Raw genomic sequence first — 24,845 nt, forward strand, 5'->3', positions numbered from 1 at the left:
AAATAGGTCATCAAGAAAAAATGAGACTACAAATTAATCTATTTATGAAATTTATAATTCAACATATTAATTTTTTATACCGAACAATTGCTTTGGTGCTTTTCTGCCTTTTTATGGCTAGTTGTACCGAGCAATATGCCTTTCAAACCAATACTTTTGAAAGCATACCTGTTGTTCAGGCAATCCTTACAAATGAATTAAAAAAGCAGGAAATTAAAATCACCCGATCCTATCGTCTTGAAGAAAACGGACCTGCTCCTGAAAAAGGAGCAATTGTGTACGTAACAGATAGTGACAACAACAGCTATGAATTTGAATTTGAAGAATTCTCAGGGCTTTATGTGTCGAACAGTCCTTTTCAGGCGATTCCCGGGAAATCATATCAACTGAATATTACAACAAAAGATGGGAAATCATACTCGTCTGAAGCTGAAACTTTAACGCCTGTCACTGAAGTTCAGGTGGAACCAAAGATCGAAACAATCGATGGGCAAAAAGGGGTACAAATAGTCGTAACCAGCTATGATCCAAGTTCAAAATCACAATTCTACAGATTTGAATATGATGAAACTTATAAAATAGTCTCTCCGGATTGGAAACCCAATAAACTGATCTTAGACCCCAGTAATCCGGGTCCGGACTTCACTTATCTTACTGTTCCCAGAGATAACGGCGAATCAAGAGTCTGTTTCACCACAAAAAAATCAGATGATTTAATGTTAATTAGTAACGTAGGCCTTAGTGAAGACCGAATCAATCTGCCAATACGTTTTATAGATATAAAAAGTCCGATCCTTTATGAGCGATACAGCATTATAGTGCGGGAATATGTGCAGAATTTAGCCTCTTACACCTATTACAAAACCTTAAAAAACCTTTCAACATCGGCAAGTCTTTTATCTCAGGTTCAGCCGGGGTTTAATTATGGTAATTTAAAATCAAATGATAATTCCGACGAGAAAATTATTGGCTATTTTGAAGTCTCATCCGTTTCATCAAAAAGAATCTTTTTTAATTTCAGGGATATCTTTAAAGATGATCCCTACCCGCCATTTATTGCAGATTGCAGTCAGACACTATCCTTAGCGAACTGCTTTACGGACAAGTTCTGCAGAGGACCGCAAATATATTCTATAGTTACAGGGGCCGGAAGAGAGTATGTGTTTTTTGCCGCTCTTAATAATAACACAACCTATGTTTTTACTCCTGCACCTTGTGGTGACTGTACTAAAATTTCATCTAACATTAAACCTTTATTTTGGATAGATTAAAACGAATAACCAGCACAATAATGGTAATAGCAATAAATACTTTTGCTGTTGCCCAAAATAGTTCATTAAACAAAAATGAAGCTATTAGTACAGCTACGACTGAAAATATATTTGTTCACTTAAACAACACAACATTAATTACCGGAGAGACACTGCATTGCAAATTGTATTGTACCAATCCGGCCAATAATGCTTTGAGCAAAATCAGCAAAATTGCTTACGTTGATCTTATCAACAGTGACAATCAGGTTGTTTTTACCAATAAAATTTATCTGGATAACGGAAAAGGACAGGGCGAATTTTTCATTCCGACCACAATTGAAACAGGCAACTATACACTTATTGCCTACACCAAATGGATGTTGAATAAAAATGATTTTAAAACTTCTAAAACGGATCTTTTAGTGATAAATCCTTATTTAGCGGCTAAAAAATCTAATCCAAATAAAAATTATAACTCCCAGAGCCAGGAAACAAAAGCATTAGGGAGTGCATCTCTTGCAGAAAATCAAATTAAGGATAAAAATTTCGCAATAGCATTAGATAAAAACACATTTCAGGAAAGAGAACTGGTTCAGTTAAAAATAAAATCGTTAACTCCTGAAATCAAAAAAGGAAGTTTTTCTCTTTCTGTAAAGAAAATTGATAATTTGCCTGCTAAAAAACAATTGAACGCTTCAGAGTTTGTAAAATTCAACTCTACTAATGAAGTAACAAACAGAATAAATGATTCGATCAAATTCCTTCCTGAGCTTAGAGGCGAAATTATTTCCGGAACCATTACAAACAATAAAGATCCTAAAGAGGTAAACCATAAAAATGTGGCTTTATCTATACCAGGTAAAGAATTTGCTTTTAAAATTGTTCAAACCAATCAATTGGGAAGGTTCAACTTTATTCTGGATAAAAATCCAAACTATTCTAATGTTGTTGTTCAGGTATTAGAAAATGATAAAAACGATTATAAAATAGAAATCGATAAAAATACAGGATACAATTTGTCTGACTTAAAAACTAATGATGAGCTATCCCTGACTTCTGATTACAAAGACGCTATCGAACAAAGGTCAATTGCAAATCAGATAGAAAATTCGTATTACTCGCTGAAAAAAGACAGTGTTGCGACTAACTCCGGTAGTTTTCCGTTTTATCATCCGTTGGCGAAAGAATACCTATTGGGTGACTACACCAAATTCCCTACTCTAAAAGAAACAATTACAGAGGTTGTAAAAGAAATGTACTATCGTGAAAAAGACAATAATTATTCTTTAAATCTTAGAGACATCAATTACGACCTGGAATATTTTTCGGAACCTGCTTTGGTATTAGTTGACGGGCTTTTAATTCAGAATGTAAATGAATTATTTACTTATAAAACAGAAAATATCTATAAAGTCAGTATTGTTCCGGGCGTCTATTTTTATGGACCAAAAGCGTTTAATGGTGTTATCAATTTCACTACTAAAAATACGGATTACGTAACGTCAGCAAATGGCAGTTATATTCTAAGAACTGAAATTCAAAGACCTCAGAATAAAATTATTGCCTTCAAGGAAGATTATACAGATAAAAGCAAATACGAAAGAATTCCGGATTACAGATATCAATTACTTTGGCAGCCGGAATTAACTTTAGAAAACAAAGAAAACATAATTTCATTTTTCACCTCTGATGTTGCAGGAAAATACGAAATAAACGTGGAAGGATTTACAAATGAAGGAATTCCTGTCTCTTTAAAAGAAACTTTTGAAGTAAAAGATTCAACTGTAAATTAAAAAATAACACCCGTTTTTGGTCCTAAAAACCCTTGTTTCTAAACTTAAGAGCAAGGGTTTTATTTATTTTCTATTTCACAACGCAACCTTTTTATTATTTTAATACTATTAATTATAAACCGGAAGTTAGAATAAAAAATAAAATTTGAATTTAGACCAACTCATAAAAGACTGTTGCAAACAAAACAGAAAAGCACAAGAAGCATTATACGAAATGTATAAAAAGACTCTTTTTGTGTTAAGTCTGAAGTATTGCCCGAATGACGCAGAAGCAGAGGACAATCTTCACGACTCTTTTATTGAAATCTTTACCAATATAAAAAATTATAAAGGAAATGGAAGTTTTGAGGGCTGGATTAAAAGAATTACCATCAACAAGGCAATAACAAGGTACAAGCAATCATATACCCTGACTGCTATCAAAGATGATTACCCTGAAGACCATACTGTAAATGAAACTGAAATTGATCTGCCTCTTGAAACCATCTTATCTTTTATTCAGGAACTCCCTCACCAATATCGTTTGGTTTTCAATTTATATGAACTGGATGATTACTCACATCAGGAGATCGCAACGATGTTATCCATATCTGAAAGTACTTCAAAATCAAACTTACACAGAGCAAAACAAATTTTGAAAGAAAAAATTAAATCAAAAAGCACATTTTATTATTCTAAGCGAAAAAATGGAAAATAGAACTGAAATAGGAAAAAAAATAAAAGACAAGTTAGCTGATTTAGATAAAAATCCAAGTGAATTTGTATGGTCTAAGATTGAAACCGATCTTAATAAAAAAAGAAACAAAAGAATATTATCCTGGATAATTCCGGGCGTAATCATTGCTGTACTTTTTTGTACACTATTTTATTTTAATTCAGATTTCCAGGATAAAACTCAAAAATCGGATAATCAGGCAAAACAGGAAACGACAGCGAAAGCTCCTAGCCAAAAAACCAATCTTGTATCAGATCAAAAACAAAATCAGAAATCAAATCCAAAACTGCAAAAATCAGGATCAGATATCGTTACCAGAGTTAAAAAAACTAAAAGTGTAAAACTAATCAAGGAATCCAGCAAACTGGTAACTTCTACAAATGAGTACGAAGAATACGAAGTCGTAAAAAAATACAAAGTCATTCTTAAGAAAGAACAAGTAACCACAAAACTAATAAAATCAGGAACCCTTAAAAAAACGATCCAGCCAAAAGCTACCGAAAACAAACTATTGATAAAAAAAAACAAAACTACAGAAACAAAGTCAAAAAAAAAGACCAAAACTCATAGCACAAAGCACTCCAAAAAAGTTGTCTATAAACCGCTTGCCACCGAGATTCCTAAAAACAAAAGCCCGGAAAAAGATGCTGCAACACAAAAAACCGTAAGCACTCCAAGAGTAATTGAAGCAAAAATCGATACCATTGCAAAAATGGACAGTCTCAAATTAAAGAAAGACACAACTCCAAAAAGAGAGTATAAAAAAACAGTTTACAATACTGAAAACAAAGAATCAGATCCGGAGTTGAGTGTCTCAGTTTTTTACGGTCCGGCTATTTCCGGATCTTTAAACAGCGCATCGATGATCGATCCGTCTATGGATAATTTAGCGACAAAGCACCCGGTCACTTCACATTATGGTGTCTATGTAAAAACCATGTACGACAAAATCGGTTTTCGGGCAGGATTTTCTAAAATAAATTTAAAAACTTCAACCCGACTGGATAAAGATGAACTAATCCCGAATTATAACAATATCGAATTAAAGTCTGAGATCAATATAAAACAAACTTTTACCGGTTCAAATGAAGTTGACTTAGTACAAAAGCTATCGTATTATGAACTTCCAATAGAATTTGTATATGCTTTCAAAAAAGATGAAAGTAAAATCGGAATGGAAGCCTTTACGGGATTTAGCTTCTTAATTTCAGACAAAAACCAGCTTTCCTTAAAATCTGAAAAAGTTGCTATGCAAAACATAGGCGAAGCAAAAAATATTTCAGGAATCAATTTTTCATACAATTTAGGAATAGGAATAAGCTATAAACTAAATGCCAAATTTAGTCTGGACATAAATCCTCTCTTTAAATATTATTTGAGCACTTTCAAAGAAAGCGGCGATGCTAAACCGCATAGTTTCTCACTTCAATCCGGGGTTAGTTATAAATTTTAAAAATATTTTTCAGTTCGTTGTAACTTTTTCTCCACTTCTTACGTATAACTATTTGTACACTTTAAAAAATAGGGAGACAACAACATGAGACAACTTAAAATCACCAAGCAGGTAACCAATCGTGAAACTGCATCGTTAGATAAATATCTACAAGAAATCGGAAAAGTTGACCTGATTACCGCTGATGAAGAGGTAGAATTAGCACAAAGAATAAAGGCCGGTGATCAAAGAGCTTTAGAAAAATTAACAAAAGCCAACCTACGTTTCGTAGTTTCTGTGGCAAAACAATATCAAAATCAAGGATTAACTCTTCCTGATTTAATTAACGAAGGAAACTTAGGTCTAATTAAAGCGGCTCAGCGTTTTGATGAAACGCGTGGTTTCAAATTTATCTCTTACGCAGTTTGGTGGATTCGTCAATCGATCCTTCAGGCTCTGGCAGAACAATCACGTATCGTACGTTTACCATTAAACAAAATTGGTTCTATCAATAAAATCAACAAGATGTACGCTTTACTAGAGCAATCTAACGAGCGTCCGCCTTCTGCTGAGGAAATTGCAAAAGAACTTGACATGACCGTAAATGATGTAAAAGAGTCTATGAAAAACTCTGGCCGTCACTTATCTATGGATGCACCTCTTGTTGAAGGTGAAGACTCTAATCTTTATGACGTTTTACGTTCCGGAGAATCTCCAAATCCTGACAGAGAATTAATTCACGAATCATTACGTACTGAAATCGAGCGTTCGTTAGAAACATTAACTCCAAGAGAGGCAGATGTAGTTCGTTTGTATTTTGGTCTTGGCGATCAGCACCCAATGACATTAGAAGAAATTGGAGAAACTTTCGACTTAACACGTGAGCGTGTGCGTCAGATTAAAGAAAAAGCAATCCGCAGATTAAAACATACTTCAAGAAGTAAAATCCTTAAAACTTATTTAGGATAAAAAGCCTAAATTCCATTATTTAAATCCCAAATTCCAACTCAAAATTGGAATTTGGATTTTTTAACCTGGAATTTTATAGTAAACAACAGTTTGATTGACTGTTCGTTTTTTGATTGATGATTGAAACTCCGGCTGATTACCGGAGTTTTTTATTTTATTTTTTAAACGCAAAGCACGCAAGGGATTTACGCAAGGTTCGCAAGGTTTTCTGCTTTTTATTTTAAAAAGCATATCGCACAAAGCTTTGTGAACTTTTCTTTTTTAAAAAAATCTTAGAAGACAAAAAAAATTTGCGTGCTTTGCGGTTAAATTTTACTGTAAATCATAAAAAATTTATCTTTGTAAAAAACAACACACCACTACACAATGAAAAATACACTTATTGCTCCTTCAGTTCTTGCTGCCGATTTTGCCAATTTACAACGCGACATCGAAATGATTAATAACAGTGAGGCTGACTGGTTTCATATCGATATTATGGATGGTGTTTTTGTTCCAAATATTTCTTTTGGAATGCCTGTTTTAGAGGCTATTTCCAGACACACCAAAAAGACTATCGATGTACATTTGATGATCGTTGATCCTGATCGTTACATTAAAAATTTTGCGGATTTGGGTGCCAACAACCTAACAGTACATTATGAAGCCTGCACACACTTACACAGAACATTACAGGCAATTAAGGCTGAAGGGATGAAAGCCGGAGTAGCCATTAATCCTCATACCAATATTGATTTATTAGAAGATGTGATCAACGATATTGATCTTGTTTGTATAATGAGTGTTAACCCTGGCTTTGGAGGACAATCCTTTATTGAAAATACCTATGCCAAAGTAAAAAAACTAAAAGAGTTGATTACGCGCAAAAATGCTTCGACACTTATTGAAATTGATGGCGGTGTAACCAATAAAAACGCAAAACAATTAGTAGAAGCCGGAGCAGATGTTCTGGTTGCCGGAAGCTTTGTCTTTAAAGCCGAAAACCCTACAGCAACTATTGCTGACTTAAAAGTCATGACTGCTTTTTAAATTTTTTAAATTTGGAAAAAAATCAATTCCGGTCTTGTTTTCAATAGTTTCGATAGGAACTACAAAATCGTAAAGCGACTTATTACTATCTTCATTGGGAACTAAAAATGCAATGGCTTTGTGTTGGTTTCCCGATTTTGCCAGAATGATTTTGTAAAAATATCCAGGAACAGCAACTTTTTCTGTTCCTATTTTTTTATCTGAATCTTTCAAAATGCCTCCTGTTACCACATAAATATCATTGTACTTTCCAGCCCAATAACGCGTCTTCTGCTCTATTCTATTCCAGATTCCGCTATTAAAATCATGTTTCTGAGGTGAAATATTTGAGGTGTAAAAAGTATCATTATAGGCACCTACATCAAACTCCATATCTCCGGCAGGGCAAAGATGCCCTTTGTCATATCCTGATTTTTTATAATTTCTCCAATCGGCAGAACCTGTTGTTACTTTTGGATCTTCAATGAAATACGGACGCTTATAATTTCCGTTTTTCAAATATTCTTTCTTTAATTCGTAAGCAACCCATTCTGCCTGCTCAAATTTTTCATTATAAGAGAGTGTATAATACTTATGAGTTACAATTTGTCTGGTTGTAGATGTTGGCAGATAAGCAGTCGTATACAATGAATCAGGGCTATTTTCATTAGAAGAAAAATGAGGCTGCTCTTCTATCATCTGCTTTTTTATTTCTACTTCATTTTTACAGGAAAGAAACACAAAACTTATCAAACACAAAACAATAAATTTTTTCATATTCTTATACTTAAAATACATAAAAAAAACGCTCCGTAAATATAAACTTTCGGAGCGTTTCAATAACAAATTAATTTTCAGAAAAATTAAGATTTTACTAATTTATCTTTTTTAATTTTTGAAGAATTATTTTTAACCATAGAGGCTTTAGTTTGTAAATCATCTAAAACATTTAAGGCTTCTTCTACATAAACATCTTTTGACAATGCCTGGTGCCAGGCTTCTCTTTTCTCTTTTAAAGTGGCATCATTTTTAATCTCAAGCTCTTCATAAGGCAAGGATTTAAATACCAGATTGTTTTTATAATCTGAAATAGGTTTGTATTTTTTACCTTCATTTTCAACCTGTTCCTGCGTTGCTTTAAAGCTTGTAATATTCAGGCTGTATGTATTCTCTTTGCTCTTAACATCAATCCATTTTGCGTTGTCTTCAATTAATTTAAATTGAGCATTTTGAGCAATTCTGCTTGTACTGTTTGCGATAGCCTGATTGAATTTTTCATTTGAAGTCCACGTGCTGTAATCAGCAGGGTCAATTTTATCCCAAGGCATTGCGTTATCAATATCACGCTCTCCCATTTTCAGGTAAGCATAACGATCCGGCATAACAACATCACTGTGAACACCTTCTAATTGAGTTGAACCTCCATTAATTCTGTAAAACTTTTGTCCGGTAATTTTCAAAGCACCTAAATCGCCATAACTTGTGTTACGAACAAACTGATTTAAATCAAGTACGTTTTGTACCGTTCCTTTTCCGTAAGTTTGTTTACTTCCGATAATAACACCACGTTTGTAATCCTGAATTGCGGCAGCCAAAATTTCCGATGCAGAAGCTGAGAAACTGTTTACCATGATTACTAACGGTCCATCCCACTCGATTTTTTTATCTTTATCGTATAGAACTTCTTTCTTTTTACCTGCAGATTTTACCTGAACAATTGGTCCTTCTTCGATAAATAAACCGGCAATATCAACAACTGTAGATAAAGATCCTCCTCCATCGTCACGAACGTCAAGTACAATTCCGTTGATATCTTCTTTTTTAAGTCTTTCCACTTCCAGAGCAATATCTTTTCCGGCATCACGGCCATCTTTATTTTCAAAATCGATATAAAATTTAGGCAAATAAATCACCCCGTATTTCAATCCGTTTTTCTCAACAATACTGGATTTGGCATATGTTTCTTCTATTTCGACTACGTCTCTTATAATAGAAATAACTTTGATACTTCCATCTACTTTTTTAACTGTAAGTTTAACTTCAGTACCTTTATGTCCTTTAATTTTCTTCACAACATCATCCAGACGCATACCTACAACATCTACAGGCTCTTCGTTTCCTTGTGCTACTTTCAAAATTAAATCGCCGGATTCCAGTTGTTTTCCTTTCCAGGCAGGTCCGCCTGAAATCAATTCATCTATCTGGGTAAAGTCATTTTTCTTGGTCAGTCTCGCTCCGATACCTTCTAGTTTTCCACTGATGTTCACATCAAAACGGTCTTTTTCTTCCGGAGCAAAATAACTTGTATGCGGATCAAAACGTGTCATAATAGAATTTACATACACAGAAAACCAATCTTCTTTGTTTAAGTCCTTGATAAGGCTGAAATTATCATCCAAAGATTTTAAAGAACTCTCACGTGTTTCCTTTTCCAAGGTTTCAAAAGATTTTGCTTTGTAAGCAGGATCTGTTTTCTTTTTATCTTCTTCTAATTTTTGTTTTGTTACCAGAGAAGAAAGGGTAGAAAGTTTAATTTGCTTTCTCCATCTTTCATTGATTTCAACAGCATTTTTAGCATACGGTAAATGCTCATAGTCCGCATTGAAGGTCTCATCAACATTGTAGTTGAAGGGCTGGGCTAAAATAGTTTTGTAGCGTTTTTTGCTTTCTTCCATACGCTTCATCAATCTTGTATAGGTAAGATTGAAAAAAGTAAGGTCTTTATTCAAAAACTGGTCATCCAGCATCAGTTCATATTGCTTGAACTCATCAATATCAGATTGCAGGAAGAATCTTTTGGAAGGATCCAGTGCATCGATATAGTCTTTGAAAATTCCCTTAGAAAACTCATCGTTAATTTCTGCCGGACTATAATGTCCTTTTTCAATCACAAAAGCAAGTAATTCTAACAGTGTTTTATCTCTGTTTGGGTCCGGATCAACTGTGTTATCTGCATTTATTTTGAAAGCAAATAAGGTCAACGACAAGCATAATACGGCTATAAGTATTTTATAATTTCTTTTCATAAATTTAATAATAGCATTCATCAATTTTTTAATCTAAGTTACGGTAAAAACTATGCCAGTTAAGCCAAGTTCACTATAATTTTTTGTTAAAGATATAAAAATGTTTCACTTCCCAAAGTTAACTTTTATTTAGTTGACAAATTTTATTTTATTTGTTATTATTCTAAGAAATTCTGTCACTACATTTGCTTTTCTTATCCTTTTAACTGCCAAATACCTGCAACATGAAACAAGAAAAACCACTTATATTAGTCACCAACGATGATGGTATTCTCGCTCCGGGAATCAGAGCTTTGATAAGTGTGATGGAAACAATTGGAGAAGTGATTGTGGTTGCACCCGACAAACCTCAAAGTGCAATGGGTCATGCCATTACTATCAACAATACGCTGTATCTGGATAAAATTTCCGGAGAAAATGACCCTATTGCAGAATATAGCTGTTCCGGAACTCCGGTGGACTGCGTTAAACTGGCCGTAAATGAAATCCTGAAAAGAAAACCGGATATTTGTGTTTCCGGAGTTAATCACGGTTCCAATTCTTCTATAAACGTAATTTATTCCGGAACAATGAGTGCCGCAGTGGAGGCCGGAATTGAAGGAATTCCTGCCATCGGATTTTCTTTATTGGATTATGACTGGAATGCGGATTTTGAACCCATCAAATCTTTTATAAAAAAAATTACCCTGGAAACCCTTGAAAACAAACTTCCCAAAGGAATTGTTCTAAATGTCAATTTTCCAAAATTAAAGGAAAATGAAATCAAAGGAATCAAGATTTGTCGTCAGGCGAAAGCTTATTATGCCCAAAAATTTGACAAAAGACAAACCCCTTTCGGCAAAGACTATTACTGGCTGACCGGAAAATTTGTAAACGAAGACAAAGGGGAAGACACTGACGAATGGGCATTGGAAAACGGATACATCTCAGTAGTTCCTGTACAATTTGACTTAACCGCTCACCATACGATACAACAACTTAACACCTGGAATTTAAATGAATAAAAAAGATTTACTCATTGGGTTTATTGTCGGCATTTTTACTTCTCTTTTAGGAAGTTATTTATTTATTACGTTTTTTACTCAGTTTGACATTGCAACAGGGATTCAAACTATACGAGAACATGGTTATTTGGGAAAAATAATCACTTTAGGAACTATTTTGGACCTTGCCGTTTTTGCTATTCTCTTAAAAAAGGACAAAGAATTTATGGCTCGCGGTGTTATCTTAGCTGTGATTGTTCTGGCAATTTCTACTTTGTTTATTTAAATCTTATCTTTGCCTTGCAAAAAATTAGTTGTGTTGAAAAAAGAACACATTCTCAAAAATACGAATATGAAATACTATATAATAGCTGGTGAAGCCTCCGGAGATCTGCATGGTTCTAATTTAATGAAAGCGCTGTATGAAGAAGATCCTCAGGCTGAGATTAGATTTTGGGGCGGCGATTTAATGCAAAAGGCAGGCGGAACTTTAGTAAAACACTATCGTGAATTGGCTTTTATGGGTTTTATTGAAGTTATTTTTAACTTAAAAACCATTTTATCAAATATTACTTTTTGCAAAAAAGACATTACTGCTTTCCAACCTGATGTTCTTATTTTCATTGACTACCCGGGTTTTAATATGCGTATTGCAAAATGGGCCAAAGCTCTTAATTACAAAACCCATTATTATATTTCTCCGCAAATATGGGCCTGGAAAGAAAGCAGAATCAAGGCCATTAAACAAGATGTCAACAAAATGTTTGTCATTTTACCTTTTGAGAAAAGTTTTTATGAAGACAAACATCATTTTCCGGTAGATTTTGTGGGACATCCCTTAATTGATGCTATCCAGAATCAGCCTGCTTTTGATGAAGCTGTTTTTAGAAAAGAAAATCATTTGAGCGAAAAACCAATCATTGCCGTTTTGCCGGGAAGCCGTCAGCAGGAAATTACCAAAATGCTGAGCGTAATGCTGAGTGTTGTAGATGATTTTCAGGAGTATCAATTTGTAATTGCAGGTGCCCCAAGTCAGGATTTCGAATTTTACCAGCAATTTATCACCAATAAAAACATCAAATTTATTTCGAATAAAACATACGATTTACTTCGATCCTCAACTGCGGCTCTGGTTACATCAGGTACTGCAACTTTAGAAACGGCTTTGTTTAAAGTTCCGGAAGTGGTTTGTTATAAAGGAAGTAACATTTCCTATCAGATTGCAAAGCGTATTATTACATTAAAATACATTTCACTTGTCAATTTAATTATGGATCAGGAAGTTGTAACCGAATTAATTCAGAGCGACTGTACTACCAAACGCATTAAAGAAGAATTACAAAAATTACTGGAGCCTGCTTATCGTGAAAAACTGCTGAAAAATTATGATATTTTAGAGCAGAAACTGGGCGGGGTTGGTGCGAGTAAAAAAACCGCAAAACTTATTGTTGCTGATTTAAAACAACTTTAAAAGAATTCATTTTGAACAAATTACTCGTTTTAATCCTTTTTGCCAGCATGCTTTCTTTCTGCAAATCAGGTTCAGCAGTAGTTAAAAACGAATCGACACGGGAAAGCAAAAATACGGTAAAGCATTTAATTGATGTAGCAACATCTAATCTCGGGGTGCGATACAAAGCCGGAGGCACAACTAAAAGCGGCTTTGATTGCTCAGGATTAGTTTTCACTACTTTTCAGACTGAAAATATTACAATGCCGAGAAGTTCCTACGAGCAAGCAAAAATTGGAAAAGTGATACCCTTTGATGATGCCCAAAAAGGAGACCTGATTTTCTTTAAAACCAACAAAAGCAAACAAATCAATCACGTTGGGCTTATTACGGAAAAAACGGGCAGTGAAATAAAATTTATACATTCTTCAACTTCAAAGGGCGTTATAATTTCCTCGACTAAAGAACCGTATTACCAAAATTCATTTGTTCAGATCAACAGGGTTATCGAATAATTATTTTCCAATAAAATGGTATTTTTTCTTACAAAATTTTAATACTTTTAGACAATGGAAGTATCAGAGAAAACGTGCTCATTTATAATAATCCACACTTTTAAAACAAAATAAATAGCATCAGCCACAAAAGAAAACTATATTCAACGTTGTTTAGTGTGGTAAGAAATAGCTTAAGAACTATGAGACCAATATAAGATGGCGGAAAAAATAACAGTAATTCCAGTAAATAAAAAGCATAAAGAATGGCCGAAGGAAGGTGATGTTTTTTATTTCTCCCTAAGTGATGGGCGCTTTGGGTATGGCATGGTTTCCCTAGGAAAGATAGATGTTGGTCCATTTAAAAATGCCATCCTTATATATATATACAACAATTTCACACCATTGCTTGATGAAAACACATCGTTAAACAAACACAACTTATTACTACCGCCGATAATTACTGACACCTCATGTTGGAAGAAAGGCTATTTTGCAAAAATCAGAAATCTAGAAAAAAATGAGATGGACACCTACCCACATCATTACTTTAAAAACCCGATACGAAATAAAATATACGACCACAATGGAGATTCAATAACCACTCTCATTGACAAAATACCCGTAGGTAGAGAATCAATTCAATTTCACAGCAATATTATAAGTTCAATAGAGAGCATTATAAATTGAAGTCAAAAGAGGATTACCGCTACGACGAAATGGACAACGAATAACTGATCCCTGCCCGACCAACGTGTCATCAACCAAAGAACCGTATTACCAAAATTCGTTTGTTCAGATCAACAGGTAATCGAATAATTATTTTTCAATAAAATATTATTTTTCTTACAAAATTTTAATACTTTTAGACCATGAAAGTATTAGATTTCCCGTTGGCTAAAATCACAATTTGTTTTATAATTGGCATATTGGTTTGTTATTATTGGCAACCCACAATTTTCCTTGCTGTTGCGACGATAATAATCACGGCAATTCTTTTTTTAATGCTCTATTTCCTATCTGGAAAAAACAAAAAACTACTCCTTTTTTTCGGAATAAGCACCTGTCTTATTTCATTCTGGCTTGGGATTATTACCTTATTATTGCACACAGACTCCCTTCAGCAATCGAATTATATTCATTGCAAAAAAGCGTTCGAAAATGAGCAAAACATTTCTTTTACTTTGATGGAACAATTAAAAAGCAATAGTTATAATGATCGATATGTCGCTCTTTTAAACCATATTGAAAGCAACACGTATACAGGAAAAATTATTGTAAATATTAAAAAAGACAATCTCCGTAATACGCTTATTATTGGAAATATCATTCAGGCAAAAGTAACTTTACAACACACAACTGCGCCAAAAAATCCCAATCAATTTGATTATGGTAAATATCTGGCAAATAAACAAATATATGCTCAGGTCTATCTTTCTAAAGCTGAAATAGAGGTCAGTAAAAAAATTAGAAAGAATGTTTGGTTTTATGCTGCAAGGCTAAACTCACGAATAATCCGCAATCTTGAAAAAGCACATTTCAATAAAACTGAAATGAATGTTGCAATGGGGTTGATTTTAGGCCAACGTCAGGAAATTTCATCTGATATCCTTAAGGATTATCAATATTCGGGAGCAACACATATCTTATCTGTTTCCGGACTTCATGTGGGCTTTATTATGTTGTTTATACTGTTTATTTTAAAACCAATATCCAATACCAGAAAAGGTTCGTTTATAAAATTAATCGCCATTTTGATTTCACTAAGCCTTTTCGGGATTATCTCGGGACTTTCACCTCCGGTTTTGCGTTCTGTTGTCATGTTCTCCTTTCTGGCAATTGGAAATCATTTGAGAAGAGGCAGCAATATTTACCATACTTTACTAATTTCAATTCTGCTGATTTTATTATTCGAGCCCTACTTTTTGTTTGATGCCGGTTTTCAATTAAGTTATATTGCCCTCTTTTCGATTCTCTGGATACAGCCCTTGCTTAAAGAAATATGGAAACCCAAAAACAAAATTTCGACTTACATCTGGGAAGCTTTAACCGTTTCTTTTGCCGCTCAGATCGGAACATTTCCTGTTTGTTTGTATTACTTTCACCAATTTCCTTGTTTGTTTTTTGTAACCAACATTCTCATCCTCCCTGTTTTATCATTTACAATGATAACCGGAATTGTGGTCATGCTAATTTCTGCGTTTTTCAGTTGTCCCGTTTTCTTAATTCAGATTTTTGAAAAAAGTATTTATATCCTAAACCTGATTACCCATACTATAGCTTCAATGGAATATTTTGTAATTCGTGATATTAGTTTCAATTTTTATTACTTAATCACTTTCTATTTGTTGACTATAGCTATCATTTTTTGGTTTAAAAAACCAACTTACCCTAAAGTAATGGCGATTTTTATTTCTGTTATTCTTGTTCAGTTGTCCTTCATTATGACAAAAAAAGATCTGGAAGAAAAACAGGAACTGATTGTTTATAACGTAAAGAAAAAAACGATTATCACAGAAAGAAACGGAAAAAAAATGCTGCTTTTTACAAATGAGGATTTGAAAAAAAATAGTAAAGCCCTTTCTATAATTGGAAATACTGAATCATTACACGACATACAAAAAATTAAAAACACCTTCTTTTTTAACAGTAAAAAAATACTTTTGATTGACAGTAGTGGTGTTTATAAGAGAAACAGCTCTCCTGACATTTTGATCCTTACACAGTCTCCGAAGATCAATTTAGATCGTGTCTTACTTGATCTGAAACCAAAAATAATAGTTGCTGATGCATCAAATTCTTATTCAATTCAGAACTATTGGAAAACCAGTTGTTCAAAAAAAAGAATCCCATTTCACGCAACAGGCGAAATGGGATTCTACAAATTAAACTAGGAAATTAATATATAGGCAGGTCTATTCAGACGGATTTAAAATCAATTCAGATTCCGATATCCAGGACCTTGCTCCTTCATTTTTATAGGATAATTTTCCAAGTGCCTGAAACATTGTTTTACCATTCCTGGTGTTAGCGAAGGCAAAACACACTTCCGGTAAATCGATAATATTAAAAGCATTTTTTAACTTAATACTTTGCTCTTTTATCTCGCTTGAAGTCTCAGCAGATAGATCCAGTTTTACTAATATCACTTTTTTACGGGACCAGTTCTGAAATTCGATCGTATTAAAAACCTCTCTCTGGATACTTTCAGAGGCACCTGTTCCGGTAAATAAAATTAGCAGTGGTTTTCTTTGTTCATTACTCAGTGCAATTGCATCAGTCACGTTTGTGGTCCAAACTCCATTCTGCGCCTTCATCAGAAATGTAACTAAAAAAAATAGTAGGATAAGTAGTTTTCTATTCATAAAGTTCAGTCAATTAAGTTAACAAATAAAAACTAAATTAACATAATGAACATAAAAAACAATAAATATTATCACTAAAAACCAAATAAACATGAAGTAAAACGATATTTATTATTAAAACGATAAATATTTCACATAATAAAAAAAATCAGAGTTTTAAATAGCAATAGTTCAGCTGCTATTTTTTAATTGTAAAAAAATATCCCTTTTTACTTAGCAGCAAAAAGGGATTCTACAAATTAAACTAAGAAACTTAATTTAAATTTTATTTATTCACTGGGATGCAAAATAGCATCTGATTCTGAAATCCATGATCGGGCACCGCCAGGTTTGTAAGCGATTTTTCCTAATGCACTAAAAGTGGTTTTGTTCTTCCTGATGGAGGCGCTGGCATAACATACCTCCGGTAAATCTACAACACCAAAAGCATTTTTTAATCTGAGGTTTTGCTCTTTGTCGCTATCAGATGCATTAATATCCGATAAATCCAATTTCACGAGGATAACGTTGTCCCTTGACCAGACAGCAAAATCAGGTGTTTTAAAAATTTCATTTTGAAGATTATCCGGCACACCTGAGGCGGTGAATAAAATCAGCATGGGTTTTCTTTGTTCATTACTTATTGCAATTGCATCGGTCATATTAGTTCGCCAGACTAAATTTTGGGACTGCATTAAAAATGAACCTAAAAAAAAGAGTAGGATAAGTATTTTTTTGGTCATATCGTTTGGTTTTGGTTAGATTAGCATAACGAAATTAACATAATATTTTAATTTTCCAATTTTTATTAATACAAAAAATGCACTATTTGTTTTTTTTATTACAATTAAATATTAAAATAATAATTACACAAATACAAGTGGATACTTTTTCTTACTAAACAAAAAAAACTCCTTACGTTACCGTAAGGAGTTTTACAAAAATTTATGAGTAATTATTCTTTTTAAGATTTCTTTGGATGAACGATTCCGTCAGCAACTGCTAACCAGGCAGATGGCCCTCCGGCAACATATCCTGTCTGACCAAGGCCTTTGAAATTAACCTTTCCGTCTTTGGCTTCTGCACTTGTAAAATAAATGGTTGGAAAACCTTGTATGCCGAAAGCTTGCTGCAATTCGTTGTTCTGACTTTTTAACTCCGGAGCCTGAGGTGTTCTTCTCGGATAGTCTAACTCAACTAAAATGACATTATCGCTGGCCCATTTTGTAAACTCAGGTGTTTTTAAAACCTCGTTTTGCAATCGGATACACCAGCCACACCAGTCGCTTCCTGTAAAAAACAACAGCATTGGTTTGTTTTCCTTATTACTTATTGTAATCGCTTCTTTGACATCAGTATACCATTTTAATTCCTGTGCCTGTGAGGTAAAAGCACCTACTATAAATAAGGCTACTAAAAATATTTTTTTCATGATCGTTTTAATTTTTTACAAATCTAAACAAAATTTGAATTGTAAAATGTCGTCTATTTTACTTCTTGCATTAATTTTCTAATAATTGGCGAAATTGCAATTAAAATTACTCCGGCAAAAACCGAATAAATAGCCAGTTGATAATATCCTTCTGTGTAAGATTGCAATTTAGAAAGCAAAGTATCACCTGTATTCGATCTGGATATTTCAGCACCCAGCTTTCCTGCGAATAATTGTCCAAACGCACTGGCTAAAAACCATAATCCCATCATCATACCAAATAATCTTTTTGGAGATAACTTCGTGATAATCGACATTCCGATTGGTCCTAAACAAAGCTCCCCGATAGTCGTTATTAAATAAGCAAAAGTAAACACGTTTAAAGAGGCAATACCTTCAGAATTTGCGAAGAACTTCGTTAGGTAAAAAATATAAAAAGAAGCTCCCAAAAATAAAAACCCAATTCCGAATTTAATTAAGGTATTAGGCTCAATTCTTTTCTTCCCAAGCCAAATCCACAACAGACCAATAAGCGGGCTTAACACGACCACAAAGAATGTATTCGAACTATTGTTTACGACATTAGGATCAATGGTAAAAAACAACAGCTTATTACTTAAGTTATCTTTGGCAAAAAGTGATAACGAACCACCGCTTTGCTCATAGATTGCATTAAACAATAAATAAAAGAACACAAACAAAAAGGCTGCAAATAGCTTTTTCTGCAATTTTACATCCCCTAACTTAATCAGTTCATATGTAAAGTAAAGAACGGCCACTATACCGATTGTGTACATGAAATAATCGGTATAATCCGTATTTTTTACCATTATAAAAATAAACGGTAAACTTAAAATTGATAATGCATAGACCGCTATTTCGCGGATTCTTCTCTTACCAGGCTCTAAATTTAACAACGGAGAATCTCCAATTGGGCCTAAGTATTTTTTAGTGAATAAAAAGGTAACTAAACCTAAAAACATTACGATGGCCGCAGATAAAAAGCACAATTGCCAGGAATAATATTTACCCAGATAAATACATAAGGCACCTCCTAAAAGGCCTCCCACATTTATCCCGGCATAAAACATTCCGTAACCTGCGTCTCTTCTGTTATCATCTTCGTGATACAACTCCCCTACCATTGAAGAAACATTTGGTTTAAAGAAACCGGTTCCAATAATAGAAAATGCGATACCGTAATAAAACATAGTTTGTGGCGAAAAGGCAATCAAAAGATTCCCGAGGATCATAACGATCCCACCAAAGAACAATGATTTTTTAAACCCTAAAACTTTATCTGCAAAAATACCTCCGATAAAAGTAAAAGCATATACAAAAGCCTGGATAGCACCATATTGCAAATTAGCATGTTCATCTTTCAATAAAAGCTGATCTACCATAAAAAACGTAAGCACTCCACGCATTCCGTAAAAACAGAAACGTTCCCACATTTCAACAAAAAACAAATACCACAATTGTTTCGGATAATTGCCCTTAAAATTCTGAATTTCTTCTAATGTTATTGTTTTCTCCATTTTATCTAACTCCATGCATCATTTTTTTCAAAAACGGAGTCAAAGCAAACAATACAATTGCAGCAATACCTGTAAGAACAACAAACACCATAAAAAACTCATATAAGTTATGAATTTCAAATCCAGCAAAAAAGTGATTGTGTGCACTAATCTGATGTTGGTCCAACAAAGCTAATTGTTCTGCTGTTGGTGTTACTTTGTTATCTAAAACTGCCTGAAGATCGATTCCTAATTCTTTTGCTTTTTCAAATTTATCACCTGTTGCAGGCAAAATAGATCCTAAAGTTCCTCCTAAGGCATAACCTGATGCATTAGAAAGGAAGAAAACCCCGTATAACAATGAAGCGAAACGCTTTGGAGATAATTTACCTACTAATGATAAACCAATTGGAGATAAACACAACTCAGCACACGTATTTAAAAAGTATAATAAAATAAGCCATTTTACCAATAACAAACCAGAAGTTCCGATATAGGAAACCTGAGTTGCAATCATAAAGAAACTCACAGAAATTATGACCAAACCAACAGCCAGCTTAACCGGTGAGATTGGTTCTCTGTTATTGGCTCTTAAAGAATCCCATAAAATACTGAACGGTACAGCCATTACTACCACAAACAGTCCGTTAAAAATCTGAACCATTGACGGAGGCATTTGCCAACCAAAGAAATGTCTGTCTGTCTGATTATCTGCAATAAACGTCAATGAAGAACCAGCCTGCTCAAAGGCCGCCCAGAAGAAAATAATAAAGAATGAAACGATATAAATTACAATAATTCTGTCTCTTTCTATTTTTGTCAAAGAAGTATCGGAAATAATTAATCCGGCCAATGACAATCCGCTGGAGTAAATCAAAGTATAAATTAAATTCTGACCTACAACATAATGAAAAAACAATCCTAATGCTATAAATGCAATCCCTGCAATAGTTAAGGCTTTACCTGAAAAATTAGCCTTTTGAGCTTCTCCTTCTTCAAAATCTTCCGCGACATTTTTAGAAGGCAAACCCCCTAAAGGTCTTCCTTCCGGAGAAACCACATATTTATTTTTCAAAAAATAGAAAAGAACTGTTCCGATAAGCATCGCTCCGGAAGCTGCCATAAATCCCCATCTAAAAGCGTGAATATCTCTAATTCCACCAGAATCTTTAACATCTCCCAATAATGGACAAATAGACTGCCCTAAGAAAGCCCCAATGTTAATTCCCATGTAGAAAATAGTAAAAGCAGTATCCAGCTTTGTTTTTTCCTGTTTAGGATACAAACTCCCAACCATACTTGAAATGTTGGGTTTAAAGAATCCGTTACCAAAAACAATAACTCCCAAACCACAATACATGATGCTTTTGGCCAAAGGTAAATTACTCTCAAAAACACTACCGCTGGTAAACAATAACATTTGTCCGGTTGCCATTAATAATCCGCCTAATAAGATACAATTCCTGTTCCCTAAAAAACGATCTGCAACAAAACCACCCAACATTGGAGTCAGGTAACAAAGTCCAAGGAAACCTCCATAAATCAAAGACGCCTCTTCTTCCTTCATCAATAATGAATTCACAAGAAATAAAGTTAATAAAGCTCGCATTCCATAAAAGTTGAATCGCTCCCACATCTCCGTTCCAAACAATACCCAAAGCCCTTTTGGATGCCCGGTTTTTACTTTAGTTTCTCCCATATTATTCATTATTTTAAGGTTAATAAGATTTAGATTATAAATTTTCTTTGATAAAGTTAGTCATTTTATTATAAAGCTGAATTCTGGTCTTGCCACCATAAATACCGTGGTTTTTGTCCGGATATATCTGAGAATCAAATTGTTTATTCGCCTGAATTAACGCTTCCATCATTTGCATTGAATTTTGCACATGAACGTTGTCATCACCGGATCCGTGAATCAATAAAAATTTACCTTTTAGTTTATCAACATGATTTATTGGAGAATTCTGATCGTAACCGCTTGCATTTTCCTGAGGTGTCTGCATGTATCTTTCTGTATAAACGCTGTCATAAAAACGCCAGTTGGTTACCGGAGCAACCGCGATTGCCATTTTGAAAACATCGTTCCCCTGGAAGATACAATTCGAAGCCATAAAACCTCCATAACTCCAACCGAAGATTCCTATTCTTGAAGCATCCACATACGGATAAGCGCCAATTACTTTCGCAGCATCAATCTGATCTTCTACCTCGTATTTCCCTAATTCTTTCTGAGTTACTTTTTTGAAATCAGCACCTTTAAAACCGGTTCCTCTACCATCCACACAAACTACGATATAACCTTGTTGTGTAAGAGATAAAAACCAATAATCATCTGTATTATTCCAGTCATTGTTTACCTGTTGAGATCCCGGACCAGAATATTGGTACATGAAAACAGGATATTTTTTTGAAGCGTCAAAATCTTTTGGTTTTAAAATCCACGCATTTAGCTCGTTTCCTTTAGCCGTTTTTAGAACAAAGAATTCTTTAGCAGGAAGATTATATCCTTTCAGTTTATCAGCAAGCGCCTGATTGTTTTCGATAACCTGAATTTCTTTACCCGTTTTTGCTTCGTTTAAAGTATAAGTGGTTGGCTGAGATGCGCTGGAAAACGTATTAATATAAAACTGGAAGTTTGGACTTAAGGTCGCCGCATTGGTTCCGGTATTTTTAGACAAACGCACTTTGTTTTTTCCGTCTAAAGCGATACGATAAATATCTCTGTTGATTGAACCATTTTCAGTAGACTGATAGAAAATAGTTTTAGTTTTTTCGTCAAAACCGTAGTACGAAGTTACTTCCCAGTTTCCTTTTGTAACCTGATTTTTTAATTTTCCGTTTTTATCATACACGTATATATGATTAAAACCGTCTTTTTCGCTTGTCCAGATAAAACTGTTGTCTTTCAGGAAAGTCAGATTATCCGTAACATCTACATAAGCTTTGTCCTTTTCATTCAAAACTACTTTTGCAGCAGCCGTTGTTCCATCGACAAATAACAAATCTAAATTATCCTGGTGGCGGTTTAGCACCTGAGCTGATAATGTATTGGCATCGTTTGTCCACTGTAATCTGGCAATATAAAAATCATTGTAGTTTCCTAAATCAACTTTTTTAGTGGCATTTCCTGCAGCATCATAAATATGTAATGAAACTACTGAATTTTTTTCTCCCGCTTTCGGATATTTAAAAGTCTCAATGGTCGGATATAAATCTTTATGAAACATTGACATGGAGAATTCCGGAACGGCGCTTTCGTCAAAACGGATATAAGCTAATTTTTTACTGTCTTTACTCCAGTCGAATGCCTTTACAAAAGCAAATTCTTCTTCATAAACCCAGTCCGTAATACCGTTGATGATCGCATTTTTCTTGCCGTCAGTTGTAACAGCCGTTGCTTTTTTTGAAGCTACGTCGTAAATGTATAAGTTATTCTCTCTGGCGTAAGCAATTTTGGTTCCATCAGGAGAAAAAGTTGGCTCCTGAATCTTAAAGTCAAACAGTTTCGTTAATGACTTTGAAGCAATATCGTATAAAAAGTAGTTGGCAGTAAAAGAGTGACGGAAAATTTTATCGGAGTTGCAGGCAATTAAAATCTTTTTTTCTGAAGCATCAAAAGTATAACTGTCAATTCCGTCTGCAAGTTCCTTATGATTTTTGGTATCAATTAGATTGGATACTTTTTTCAGCGTTGCAAAATCATATAAATCAATTTGCATGCTCCGGCTGGCCTGATCAACATTCAATACTGTACACTGATCTGTATTTTTCAGGGACTGTAGTTCATCCATTCCTTTGGCCCGGAAAGTTCCGCCATAAATATTCTCAACAGTGATTTTTTGTTGCCCAAAAACGGTACCAACTAATAACAAAAATATTACAGTAATTTTACTTGCATTCATTAGAATTATTTTAAATATAAAAAAGAGCCCAATTTTAGTAAAAAAAATAAACATAATACACATTTCAAGTGTTAAATGTTAAAAAAAATAACGATTGCGTAGTTTTCAATTTTCAAATAGATTGCAAACAAAACCCCAGAATTGGTATATTTGCGGCAACATTACTATTTAATATACTGAGAATGAACAACGCCGTTGCCGGATTTTCGAAATTATCCAAAAAAGAAAAAGTAAACTGGATTGCAGAAACCTATTTTTCCACTCCTGATGAGGCGCTTAAAATAATAGGAAATTACTGGAATTCAGACGACAAGCTCCAGCAACTGCACGATGAATTCATAGAAAACACCATTACCAATTTATATATACCATTGGGAGTTGCTCCTAATTTTCTGATAAACGGAAAGTACAAAACAATTCCAATGGCAATTGAAGAAAGTTCCGTGGTGGCAGCTGCTTCAAAATCGGCAAAATACTGGGCAACCCGAGGCGGATTTAAAGCAACTGTAATAGATACGCAAAAAATTGGTCAGGTTCATTTTACTTTCAACGGAGACGGGCAAAAATTACAATCGTTCTTCGATCAGATAAAACCGTTGTTTTTCTCCAATACGCAAAGCATTACTAAAAACATGCAACAACGCGGCGGCGGAATTCTTGATATTCAGCTCAAAGACAAACGAAACTTACTGGAACATTATTTTCAGCTTCATGCCACTTTTGAAACCAAAGACAGCATGGGAGCTAACTTCATTAACTCTTGTCTCGAGCAATTTGCATCAACCTTAAAAGAGGAGTTTCAGAACTGTGATGCATTTGATGAAAATGAACACCTAAATGTAATCATGAGTATTCTGTCTAATTATGTACCAAACTGCATTGTAAGAGCCGAAGTTTCCTGTCCTGTTGAAGATTTAAGCGAAAAAGATATTGCAAATCCACAGGATTTTGCGGAACGATTTGTACAAGCCGTTCAAATTGCCGAAGTCGAGCCGTTCAGGGCAGTAACCCACAATAAAGGCATCATGAATGGCGTCGACGCTGTCATTCTTGCAACCGGAAATGACTTTAGGGCTGTAGAAGCCGGTGTCCATGCCTATGCAGCAAAAAATGGTCAATATGCAAGTTTATCACATGCTAAAATCGAAAACGGAATTTTTACCTTCTGGCTTGAAATTCCATTAGCTTTAGGTACTGTAGGCGGATTAACTTCTTTGCATCCTTTGGTAAAACTATGTTTAGAGATACTGGAAAAACCTTCAGCTGAAGAATTAATGCAAATTGTTGCGGTTGCCGGACTGGCTCAAAACTTTGCCGCTTTACGATCGCTGACTACAACCGGAATTCAGGAAGGACACATGAAAATGCACCTGAACAACATCATTAATCAATTTGAAGCTACCGAAGACGAGCGTCATTCGATTAAAACTCATTTTAAGAAAAATGTGATTTCTCACAGCGCGGTGGTTGAATTTATTGAAAATCTAAGAAAATAAATAAAAATTCCAAGTAGTATAGCTTCTG

At 34.2% G+C, this 24,845-nt stretch carries 21 protein-coding genes; 13 read left to right on the forward strand and 8 right to left on the reverse strand.

The annotated features are described in order from the left end of the window. Nucleotides 1–44: 44 nt before the first annotated feature. From EV142_RS01545 to rpe, 6 genes are all read left to right on the forward strand, one after another. On the forward strand, nucleotides 45–1,271 hold the full coding sequence (locus tag EV142_RS01545; protein ID WP_158286280.1) for a DUF4249 domain-containing protein: 1,227 nt from the start codon (nucleotides 45–47) through the stop codon (nucleotides 1,269–1,271). A 20-nt stretch (nucleotides 1,272–1,291) separates the two neighbouring features. Further along, complete coding sequence (locus EV142_RS01550; protein WP_132032052.1) at nucleotides 1,292–3,046, forward strand: hypothetical protein; 1,755 nt, start codon at nucleotides 1,292–1,294, stop codon at nucleotides 3,044–3,046. Between the two features lie 145 nt (nucleotides 3,047–3,191). After that, nucleotides 3,192–3,743 carry an RNA polymerase sigma factor gene (locus tag EV142_RS01555; RefSeq protein ID WP_132032054.1) on the forward strand — a complete coding sequence of 184 codons (552 nt, stop codon included), beginning with the start codon at nucleotides 3,192–3,194 and terminating at the stop codon, nucleotides 3,741–3,743. Then, entirely contained in the window at nucleotides 3,733–5,214 is a 1,482-nt protein-coding gene (locus EV142_RS01560) for a porin family protein (RefSeq protein ID WP_132032056.1), read from the forward strand. Before EV142_RS01555 ends, EV142_RS01560 begins: the two co-directional genes overlap by 11 nt. 84 nt (nucleotides 5,215–5,298) lie before the next feature. Next, the gene (locus tag EV142_RS01565) at nucleotides 5,299–6,162 is read left to right on the forward strand and encodes a sigma-70 family RNA polymerase sigma factor (RefSeq protein WP_007804760.1); all 864 of its coding nucleotides are present in this window, start codon (nucleotides 5,299–5,301) and stop codon (nucleotides 6,160–6,162) included. A gap of 366 nt (nucleotides 6,163–6,528) precedes the next feature. After that, nucleotides 6,529–7,191, forward strand: a complete 663-nt coding sequence (gene rpe / locus EV142_RS01570) for a ribulose-phosphate 3-epimerase (protein WP_132032058.1) — start codon at nucleotides 6,529–6,531, stop codon at nucleotides 7,189–7,191. On the opposite strand, the gene EV142_RS01575 is transcribed toward rpe, so the two are convergent. Both EV142_RS01575 and EV142_RS01580 read right to left on the reverse strand, forming a co-directional pair. Then, on the reverse strand, nucleotides 7,168–7,947 hold the full coding sequence (locus EV142_RS01575; protein ID WP_132032060.1) for a DNA/RNA non-specific endonuclease: 780 nt from the start codon (nucleotides 7,945–7,947) through the stop codon (nucleotides 7,168–7,170). The two genes, rpe and EV142_RS01575, sit on opposite strands and share 24 nt — an antisense overlap. A gap of 86 nt (nucleotides 7,948–8,033) precedes the next feature. After that, nucleotides 8,034–10,217 carry a carboxy terminal-processing peptidase gene (locus tag EV142_RS01580; RefSeq protein WP_132032062.1) on the reverse strand — a complete coding sequence of 728 codons (2,184 nt, stop codon included), beginning with the start codon at nucleotides 10,215–10,217 and terminating at the stop codon, nucleotides 8,034–8,036. Between the two features lie 203 nt (nucleotides 10,218–10,420). On the opposite strand from EV142_RS01580, the gene surE reads away from it, so the two are divergent. The 6 genes from surE (at nucleotide 10,421) to EV142_RS01610 (ending at nucleotide 16,017) form a co-directional block, all read left to right on the forward strand. Next, nucleotides 10,421–11,200, forward strand: a complete 780-nt coding sequence (gene surE / locus EV142_RS01585) for a 5'/3'-nucleotidase SurE (protein WP_132032064.1) — start codon at nucleotides 10,421–10,423, stop codon at nucleotides 11,198–11,200. Next, entirely contained in the window at nucleotides 11,193–11,465 is a 273-nt protein-coding gene (locus EV142_RS01590) for a hypothetical protein (protein ID WP_132032065.1), read from the forward strand. The genes surE and EV142_RS01590 overlap by 8 nt, the downstream gene beginning before the upstream one ends. Nucleotides 11,466–11,531: 66 nt before the next feature. Continuing rightward, the gene (gene lpxB / locus EV142_RS01595; protein ID WP_132032067.1) at nucleotides 11,532–12,650 is read left to right on the forward strand and encodes a lipid-A-disaccharide synthase; all 1,119 of its coding nucleotides are present in this window, start codon (nucleotides 11,532–11,534) and stop codon (nucleotides 12,648–12,650) included. An 11-nt stretch (nucleotides 12,651–12,661) separates the two neighbouring features. Continuing rightward, on the forward strand, nucleotides 12,662–13,144 hold the full coding sequence (locus EV142_RS01600; protein WP_132032069.1) for a C40 family peptidase: 483 nt from the start codon (nucleotides 12,662–12,664) through the stop codon (nucleotides 13,142–13,144). A gap of 198 nt (nucleotides 13,145–13,342) precedes the next feature. Beyond that, a complete protein-coding gene (locus EV142_RS01605) occupies nucleotides 13,343–13,813 on the forward strand; it encodes an Imm26 family immunity protein (protein ID WP_132032071.1) in 471 nt (156 codons plus the stop codon). A 182-nt stretch (nucleotides 13,814–13,995) separates the two neighbouring features. Then, complete coding sequence (locus tag EV142_RS01610; protein WP_132032073.1) at nucleotides 13,996–16,017, forward strand: ComEC/Rec2 family competence protein; 2,022 nt, start codon at nucleotides 13,996–13,998, stop codon at nucleotides 16,015–16,017. Nucleotides 16,018–16,038: 21 nt separating this feature from the next. Here the strand turns inward: EV142_RS01610 and EV142_RS01615 are convergent, their stop codons facing one another. From EV142_RS01615 to EV142_RS01640, 6 genes are all read right to left on the reverse strand, one after another. Then, a complete protein-coding gene (locus EV142_RS01615; protein WP_132032075.1) occupies nucleotides 16,039–16,488 on the reverse strand; it encodes a thioredoxin family protein in 450 nt (149 codons plus the stop codon). 269 nt (nucleotides 16,489–16,757) lie between these two features. Beyond that, entirely contained in the window at nucleotides 16,758–17,210 is a 453-nt protein-coding gene (locus EV142_RS01620) for a thioredoxin domain-containing protein (protein WP_132032077.1), read from the reverse strand. 221 nt (nucleotides 17,211–17,431) lie between these two features. Beyond that, complete coding sequence (locus EV142_RS01625; RefSeq protein ID WP_132032079.1) at nucleotides 17,432–17,899, reverse strand: thioredoxin family protein; 468 nt, start codon at nucleotides 17,897–17,899, stop codon at nucleotides 17,432–17,434. A 53-nt stretch (nucleotides 17,900–17,952) separates the two neighbouring features. Beyond that, the gene (locus EV142_RS01630; protein WP_132033170.1) at nucleotides 17,953–19,437 is read right to left on the reverse strand and encodes a peptide MFS transporter; all 1,485 of its coding nucleotides are present in this window, start codon (nucleotides 19,435–19,437) and stop codon (nucleotides 17,953–17,955) included. 1 nt (nucleotide 19,438) lies between these two features. After that, nucleotides 19,439–21,115 carry a peptide MFS transporter gene (locus EV142_RS01635; protein WP_132032081.1) on the reverse strand — a complete coding sequence of 559 codons (1,677 nt, stop codon included), beginning with the start codon at nucleotides 21,113–21,115 and terminating at the stop codon, nucleotides 19,439–19,441. 34 nt (nucleotides 21,116–21,149) lie between these two features. Next, on the reverse strand, nucleotides 21,150–23,321 hold the full coding sequence (locus tag EV142_RS01640) for a S9 family peptidase (RefSeq protein ID WP_132032083.1): 2,172 nt from the start codon (nucleotides 23,319–23,321) through the stop codon (nucleotides 21,150–21,152). A 182-nt stretch (nucleotides 23,322–23,503) separates the two neighbouring features. Here EV142_RS01640 and EV142_RS01645 point away from each other — a divergent pair, with 182 nt between their 5' ends. Further along, nucleotides 23,504–24,817, forward strand: a complete 1,314-nt coding sequence (locus EV142_RS01645) for a hydroxymethylglutaryl-CoA reductase, degradative (RefSeq protein WP_132032085.1) — start codon at nucleotides 23,504–23,506, stop codon at nucleotides 24,815–24,817. Nucleotides 24,818–24,845 lie beyond the last annotated feature (28 nt).

The organism is Flavobacterium circumlabens (assembly GCF_004345565.1).
Classification (GTDB): domain Bacteria; phylum Bacteroidota; class Bacteroidia; order Flavobacteriales; family Flavobacteriaceae; genus Flavobacterium; species Flavobacterium circumlabens.

Excerpts from the sequence above, each read along its gene's own strand:
- EV142_RS01610 (WP_132032073.1), top strand. The coding sequence starts at position 13,996 with ATGAAAGTATTAGATTTCCCGTTGGCTAAAATCACAATTTGTTTTATA.
- EV142_RS01560 (WP_132032056.1), top strand. The coding sequence starts at position 3,733 with ATGGAAAATAGAACTGAAATAGGAAAAAAAATAAAAGACAAGTTAGCT.
- EV142_RS01645 (WP_132032085.1), top strand. The coding sequence starts at position 23,504 with ATGAACAACGCCGTTGCCGGATTTTCGAAATTATCCAAAAAAGAAAAA.
- EV142_RS01580 (WP_132032062.1), bottom strand. The coding sequence starts at position 10,217 with ATGAATGCTATTATTAAATTTATGAAAAGAAATTATAAAATACTTATA.
- EV142_RS01550 (WP_132032052.1), top strand. The coding sequence starts at position 1,292 with ATGGTAATAGCAATAAATACTTTTGCTGTTGCCCAAAATAGTTCATTA.
- EV142_RS01615 (WP_132032075.1), bottom strand. The coding sequence starts at position 16,488 with ATGAATAGAAAACTACTTATCCTACTATTTTTTTTAGTTACATTTCTG.
- EV142_RS01565 (WP_007804760.1), top strand. The coding sequence starts at position 5,299 with ATGAGACAACTTAAAATCACCAAGCAGGTAACCAATCGTGAAACTGCA.
- EV142_RS01605 (WP_132032071.1), top strand. The coding sequence starts at position 13,343 with ATGGCGGAAAAAATAACAGTAATTCCAGTAAATAAAAAGCATAAAGAA.
- EV142_RS01545 (WP_158286280.1), top strand. The coding sequence starts at position 45 with ATGAAATTTATAATTCAACATATTAATTTTTTATACCGAACAATTGCT.
- EV142_RS01630 (WP_132033170.1), bottom strand. The coding sequence starts at position 19,437 with ATGGAGAAAACAATAACATTAGAAGAAATTCAGAATTTTAAGGGCAAT.
- lpxB (WP_132032067.1), top strand. The coding sequence starts at position 11,532 with ATGAAATACTATATAATAGCTGGTGAAGCCTCCGGAGATCTGCATGGT.
- rpe (WP_132032058.1), top strand. The coding sequence starts at position 6,529 with ATGAAAAATACACTTATTGCTCCTTCAGTTCTTGCTGCCGATTTTGCC.
- EV142_RS01625 (WP_132032079.1), bottom strand. The coding sequence starts at position 17,899 with ATGAAAAAAATATTTTTAGTAGCCTTATTTATAGTAGGTGCTTTTACC.
- EV142_RS01590 (WP_132032065.1), top strand. The coding sequence starts at position 11,193 with ATGAATAAAAAAGATTTACTCATTGGGTTTATTGTCGGCATTTTTACT.
- EV142_RS01575 (WP_132032060.1), bottom strand. The coding sequence starts at position 7,947 with ATGAAAAAATTTATTGTTTTGTGTTTGATAAGTTTTGTGTTTCTTTCC.
- EV142_RS01620 (WP_132032077.1), bottom strand. The coding sequence starts at position 17,210 with ATGACCAAAAAAATACTTATCCTACTCTTTTTTTTAGGTTCATTTTTA.
- surE (WP_132032064.1), top strand. The coding sequence starts at position 10,421 with ATGAAACAAGAAAAACCACTTATATTAGTCACCAACGATGATGGTATT.
- EV142_RS01640 (WP_132032083.1), bottom strand. The coding sequence starts at position 23,321 with ATGAATGCAAGTAAAATTACTGTAATATTTTTGTTATTAGTTGGTACC.
- EV142_RS01635 (WP_132032081.1), bottom strand. The coding sequence starts at position 21,115 with ATGGGAGAAACTAAAGTAAAAACCGGGCATCCAAAAGGGCTTTGGGTA.